4 protein-coding genes are annotated in these 6,844 nt (G+C 40.8%); 1 reads left to right on the top strand and 3 read right to left on the bottom strand.

Annotated elements, in window-relative coordinates; genetic code table 11:
• The coding region (locus WBG45_RS03830) for a hypothetical protein (protein WP_424412467.1) at nt 1-1,105 on the top strand (1,105 nt) is incomplete at its 5' end.
• A 764-nt stretch (nt 1,106-1,869) separates the two neighbouring features.
• Here WBG45_RS03830 and icmF read toward each other — a convergent pair.
• The 3 genes from icmF to WBG45_RS03815 all read right to left on the bottom strand — a co-directional run.
• A complete protein-coding gene (icmF, locus tag WBG45_RS03825) occupies nt 1,870-5,130 on the bottom strand; it encodes a fused isobutyryl-CoA mutase/GTPase IcmF (RefSeq protein WP_424412466.1) in 3,261 nt (1,086 codons plus the stop codon).
• On the bottom strand, nt 5,127-5,762 hold the full coding sequence (locus WBG45_RS03820; protein WP_424412465.1) for a TetR/AcrR family transcriptional regulator: 636 nt from the start codon (nt 5,760-5,762) through the stop codon (nt 5,127-5,129). Before WBG45_RS03820 ends, icmF begins: the two co-directional genes overlap by 4 nt.
• A 12-nt stretch (nt 5,763-5,774) precedes the next feature.
• A partial coding sequence (locus WBG45_RS03815) for an acyl-CoA dehydrogenase (RefSeq protein ID WP_424412464.1) occupies nt 5,775-6,844 on the bottom strand: 1,070 nt, incomplete at its 5' end.

Here is a 6,844-nt window from a genome sequence, read left to right as displayed (position 1 = left end):
GGATCAACAAGTTGTCATTCAACAAGATGCTAAAGAGTCCATTTCATATACGGTAGAGAATCCAGTTAATACCGGCATGATTGTGGATGAACAAATTTTTATCGTCACGCAAAATACGCGTGATAATAAGTTTACGGTACTTGACGGAACTAATGGATTGAAGGAATTATTCAAGTTTAACTTGAATTCGAGAGAAAACCTGTCATCTATAACGTTTTCCAGTGATGGTAATTCGCGATATAGATTATTGCTAGATACCGGAATTAACTCAGGTGGCGAAATGAAAAAAATATTACGTAGTGCATCCATTAACTTAACTGGAAATCAAACCCCTGAGTTAACTGAACTTGTCTTTTTCGACAAAGATTCTGGAGCTGAATTATTCAACACACGCTCTCCTTTTTTGTATAAAGGACAAACAGAGACAACTATTACGTTTTCTGCTTACATGTATAATGAGTTCGGCCAAAAAGTTAATAAAATTTTTGTAGGAAATTACACTCAATCACCAATTGAAGTAACTGCTGTTACGAAAAAAGGTGATTTATTTATTAATCCCTACATGATAAATGATCAAACTATTGCTTATTTTAGATTAAACGGCAGCGAAAAAGAGCTAATGTACTCTTCCTCTACTGATGAGAAAATCGCTGAAAGCAAGACCGTTCTACCAGGAGATTTTAAGGAAGCATTTTACTCACTAATAACTTTATTGTTTGTCGGACTGATACTGTTGTTGCTGTCGTTTACTTGGTTAGTTCCAGGACTCGGTATAGGTTTTGGAACACTGGCATTACTTCAAAAATTCCGTAAACCTTATGCATTCCCAGTCTCTCTTTACGCAAATACACTTGGTCTCGTAATCACTCAACTCGTGTTGTTTGCAACAGTTCTTCATCCTGAAAAAATCGTCTTGAAAGCACCTTATTTAACAGAAGTTTGGCATGTTTTCTTTGTCGTCATCCTTTCAGGTATTGGTTGTATCTTGCCAGTTCTCTTGTCACGGACCAAAGTGACCGATGATAATTGTAATATACTTATCTTGTACACAACGGGACTGAATTTATTCATCTTATTCTTATTATTAGGTCCATATTTTATATAACCCATGGAAAAACCCCACGGGGCTCGTTAAAGAGATCTAAGTGAAGAATTCCTGTTGACGAAAAAAGGTTTTCAGTGCGCTTCGGACGCATTCTCCCCTGCACTATAATTTAGGGAATAAAGAGTTGGGCTTGTGACTACTTCGTCACTCGCCCAACTCTATTTTTTTTAATCATTCTGCGACGGGGATTCGTCCTTCTCTGCCTGAAAACTGACGCGCGCAGTTAAGTCCGTTTGGTTTATTAGAGATAGATACTATCTATAAGTACATATTCGGCCGAAGATGCAATTTCGGCCTCTACTACTTTTTTTATTTTAATAAGCACTTTTCCTGAACATGACACTTACTTTTAAGAAAAAATAAACGGTGCCAGACTCAGACACAATTGCTTTTCAAATTGTGGCTCTCATTAATACTCCCGCTCAGTTTTCAGAAGTCGATGGCGATTTTTCCTACGTGATGGCCATTTTTTCCTACGTCAACCTCGATTATTACGACTGAGCCATCGCTCACCCAAATATATATAAAAATAAACGCTAAATGGGGCTGCTCGCTGTGCTCATCAGCCTTTTCTGTGGGTTTTGGGTGGTGGCTTTTGATAGAGAAATGACTTTTTCAGACGTCGACGGCGATTTTTCAGACGTGAAGCCTTATTTTTCAGACTTCATCCCCAGAAAGTCAGACTGAGCCACCGCTCAGTCTACTCAAATAGAAAAGCGCCCCAACAAGTTGGGACGCCTTCCTTAGTGATTCTTCCTATTGGTTTACATATTACGGCGATATTGTCCGCCAACTTCATATAGTGCGTTGGTAATTTGACCAAGTGAAGCCACTTTTACAGTGTCCATCAATTGTTCGAAGATGTTGCCACCAGATACGGCTACTTCTTTCAAACGTTTTAATGCAACTGCTGATTCATCTGCATGAAGTTCTTGGAAGGCACGCAAGCTTTCGATTTGTGTTTCTTTTTCTTCGCTTGTTGCTCGAGCAATTTCCATGTTATCAATGTCTTCTGATGATGGTGGGTTCGGATTTAAATACGTGTTCACGCCGATTATCGGTAATTCACCCGTATGTTTCAACATTTCATAATGCATGGATTCTTCTTGAATTTTCCCGCGTTGGTACTGTGTTTCCATCGCACCAAGTACGCCACCACGATCATCAATACGGTCGAATTCTGAAAGCACCGCTTCTTCAACTAGGTCTGTCATTTCTTCGATAATGAATGCACCCTGAAGTGGGTTTTCGTTTTTCGCAAGACCAAGCTCTTTCGTAATGATCATTTGGATAGCCATTGCGCGACGAACTGATTCTTCTGTTGGCGTTGTAATTGCTTCGTCATACGCATTTGTATGAAGAGAGTTACAGTTATCTTGAAGTGCCATCAACGCTTGCAATGTTGTCCGAATATCGTTGAAGTCGATTTCTTGCGCATGCAAGCTTCGACCTGATGTTTGTACATGATACTTAAGCTTTTGGCTGCGGTCATTCGCACCGTATTTGTCACGCATCACGATAGCCCAGATACGACGAGCAACACGGCCAATTACCGTGTATTCTGGATCCAAACCGTTTGAGAAGAAGAATGATAAGTTTGGCGCAAAGTCATCAATGTTCATTCCACGGCTCAAGTAGTACTCCACATACGTGAAACCATTTGATAAAGTAAAGGCTAATTGCGAAATTGGGTTGGCTCCGGCTTCCGCAATATGATAGCCAGAAATGGATACTGAATAGTAATTACGTACTTTAGAGTCGATAAAGTACTGTTGAATATCACCCATCATGCGAAGTGCGAATTCCGTTGAGAAAATACATGTATTTTGCCCTTGGTCTTCTTTTAAAATATCCGCTTGAACCGTTCCACGAACTACTTGAAGTGTCGTAGTGCGTACTTCAGTAAATTCTTCTACCGTTAATGTACGACCTAATTTCTCTTCGTTTAGTTTCACTTGTTGATCAATTGCTGTGTTCATAAACATAGCTAAAATAATCGGTGCTGGACCATTAATAGTCATCGAAACTGATGTTGACGGTGCACATAAATTAAAGCCATCATATAATTTCTTCATATCATCAAGTGTACAAATGCTAACGCCAGATTCTCCGACTTTACCGTAAATATCTGGTCGTAAGTCTGGATCTTCCCCATATAAAGTTACCGAGTCGAATGCTGTTGATAAACGTTTCGCATCATCGTCTTTCGACAAGTAATGGAAGCGGCGGTTGGTACGTTCTGGTGTACCTTCGCCAGCGAATTGACGTTTTGGATCTTCCCCTTCACGTTTGAACGGGAATACGCCAGCAGTGTATGGGAATGAACCTGGTACGTTCTCTTTATAGACCCAGCGTAAAATTTCACCGTAATCTACAAATTTCGGCAATACTACTTTAGGAACCTTCAAGCCACTTAAGCTCTCTGTCACTAACATCGTTCGGATTTCTTTATCGCGAACTTTGGTAACGAATTCATCACCAGCATACGCTTCTTTTAACGCTTTCCAGTTGTCTAGAATACGTTTTGATTCTGCTGTTAATTCGTCTCGCATTCCATCAGCTAGTGAAGTTAACGATTCAACTAATGCGTCGTTTGGTGCTTTTTCATTAACTGTTTTGATCGCACCTTCAAGTTGGAACAAACGACGAGCGAAGTCCACTTGTTGGTCAGATTTTTTATGATAGCCACGAACTGCATCCGTGATTTCACGTAAGTAGTAACGACGATCATTTGGAATAATGACATTTTGTTTTTGCGTTTTTACAAATTGCTCATAGTTCGTTTCCCAGTCTGTTCCACACACTTCGTTGACGCGAGCTACTAAAGCTGCGAATAATGAGTTGGTGCCTTTGTCGTTAAACTGACTTGCAATCGTGCCATGAACTGGCATAGTATCCAGACTTTCATTCCATAAACCACGGCTGCGTTGGTATTGTTTTTGGACTTGACGAAGTGCATCTTCCGAACCTTTGCGCTCGTATTTGTTAATCACAATTAAGTCAGCGTAATCGATCATATCGATTTTTTCTAATTGTGAAGGTGCTCCAAATTCACTCGTCATGACATACATAGAAACGTCTGCAACGTTCGTGATTTCTGCATCCCCTTGCCCAATCCCACTCGTTTCCACGATGATCAAGTCGTAGCCAGCTACTCTCACAACATCTAAGACATCGCCAATGGCACCTGACAATTCAGTACGTGAACCACGTGTTGCAAGGCTGCGCATAAAGACACGTTTATTGAAAATCGCATTCATGCGTATACGGTCACCAAGTAATGCCCCACCCGTTTTTTGTTTCGTTGGGTCAATCGAAATAACGGCTATTTTTTTGTCTGGTAATTCCGATAAGAAACGACGAATTAATTCGTCTGTTAACGAAGATTTTCCGGCACCACCAGTACCAGTAATTCCAAGTACGGGCGTTCCTTTAGACATTTCACGTGCCTTTTCAACTAAAGCTTTTGCTTCTGCGTTTTCATTGTTTACTCCATCTTCAGCCACACTAATTAAGTGAGCTAAAATTTGAGGATGATCCGTGTCAGCTTGAGCTAATTGCTCTACAGCATTTTTCGTATCAATCGCTTTATCACAATCTTCAACCATGCGATTAATCATGCCTTGAAGGCCTAATGTACGACCGTCTTCAGGAGAGAAAATCCATGCAATTCCGTAATCATGTAATTCTTTAATTTCTTTAGGAATGATTACGCCGCCACCACCACCGTATATGCGAATGTGTGGAGCTCCACGTTCAGCTAATAAATCATGCATGTATTTAAAGTATTCAGTGTGACCACCTTGATAAGAAGAAATCGCAATCCCGTGAGCATCTTCTTGAATGGCTGCGTTTACAACTTCTTCTACTGAACGGTTATGTCCTAAGTGAATCACTTCTGAACCTGTTGATTGTAAAATACGACGCATAATATTAATAGACGCATCATGACCATCAAAAAGGCTTGATGCTGTTACAAAACGCACGTGATTAGTTGGTTTATAAATTTCTACTGTTTGTGTCATACTGTTCCCCCATTCCCTTGTATCCCTTGTAAGAAAAATGTTGTTTGCTGTTCAATAAATTCCTCAATCGTCATATCCCGATGAAGTGCCCAGCGTCTGAATGACCACATTTGGCCTTGAACGACGACATGGTGTGCCGCTAACTTCACAGCATCGGGAGATAGTTTACATTCTCCCGATTTGCAACACGCATGAAGAATGTCTTCAAAGATTGCGACCATTTCAAGTTCTTTATTTAATACATACTGCAGAGCGTCTTTTGGTAACGATTTTGACTCTTGGTACATGACGATGAACTCATCTTGCATTTCATCAATCAATAAATAATAGTGTCGAATCGCTATTTTCAAGCCATCGAGCGTACCAACTTGCGTAGGAAGTGACGATAAACGCTGTTGCACTTCTTCGTAAATACTGTCACATACTAAATACAAAACGTCTTCTTTCGTACGAATGTATTCGTATAGTGTACCAATGCTAAATCCCGCTTCTTTAGCTATTTCCCGAGTCGTTGTGCGATGAAAGCCCTTTTGTTTGAAGAGCGCGACAGCCCCCTGAATCATTTGATTCCGGCGTTTTGAAATAAGGCTTTCATCTTTCACGGACGACTGAACTTCGCGCTTAGTCTTCATTTGGGTCAAGACTTATTTCGTCAACATACGAGAAATAACAAGACGTTGAATCTCTTGAGTTCCCTCGTAAATTTGAGTGATTTTCGCGTCGCGCATATAACGTTCTACTGGGTAATCTTTTGTATAACCGTAACCACCGAATACTTGAACAGCTTCCACTGTTACTTTCATCGCTGTATCTCCAGCCATTAATTTTGCCATCGCCGATTCTTTCCCGTAAGAGTGACCGTTTGATTCTAACCAAGCAGCTTGATACGTAAGTAAACGTGATGCTTCGATTGAAGTTGCCATATCAGCTAATTTGAATGATACACCTTGGTTTGCTGCGATAGGTTTACCAAATTGAACGCGTTCTTTCGCGTATTCAACTGATGCATCTAGTGCCCCTTGTGCGATTCCGACAGCTTGTGCTGCGATACCGTTACGACCGCCATCAAGTGTTTTCATTGCAATAAGGAATCCTTCGCCTTCTGCACCAAGTAAGTTTTCTTTTGGAACGCGGCAGTTATCGAAAATGATTTCAGTTGTTGGAGATGAACGAATCCCGAGTTTCTTTTCTTTCTTCCCAACTGAGAATCCTTCGAAATCAGCTTCAACAATAAATGCACTTGTGCCTTTATGTTTTGAAGTTGGATCAGTGACAGCAAACACTACATAAATATCGGCAATTCCACCGTTTGTAATGAAGATTTTTGAACCGTTTAATACATAATGGTCGCCATCTAGTTTTGCTGTTGTTTTCATGCCGCCTGCGTCAGAACCTGAACCTGCTTCAGTTAAACCGTAGCCACCAATTTTTGTACCTTCTGCCATCGGACGAAGGTATTTTTGCTTTTGTTCTTCATTGCCGTATTTAAAAATCGGCCATCCAGCTAAAGAAGTATGAGCTGACAGTGTTACACCAGTCGATGCACAAACACGTGATAATTCTTCAACTGCGATACAGTATGCCAAGTAATCTGAACCAATTCCGCCGTACTCTTCCGGCCAAGGAATACCTGTTAAGCCAAGCTCCGCCATTTTGTCGAAAATTTCACGGTCAAAACGTTCTTCTTCGTCACGCTCTGCAGCTGTTGGTGCTA

It is taken from the genome of Paenisporosarcina sp. (assembly GCF_049671445.1).
GTDB lineage: Bacteria > Bacillota > Bacilli > Bacillales_A > Planococcaceae > Paenisporosarcina.
The sequence above is the reverse complement of the archived record's forward strand: the minus strand, read 5'-3'. Positions and strand labels throughout refer to the sequence as shown.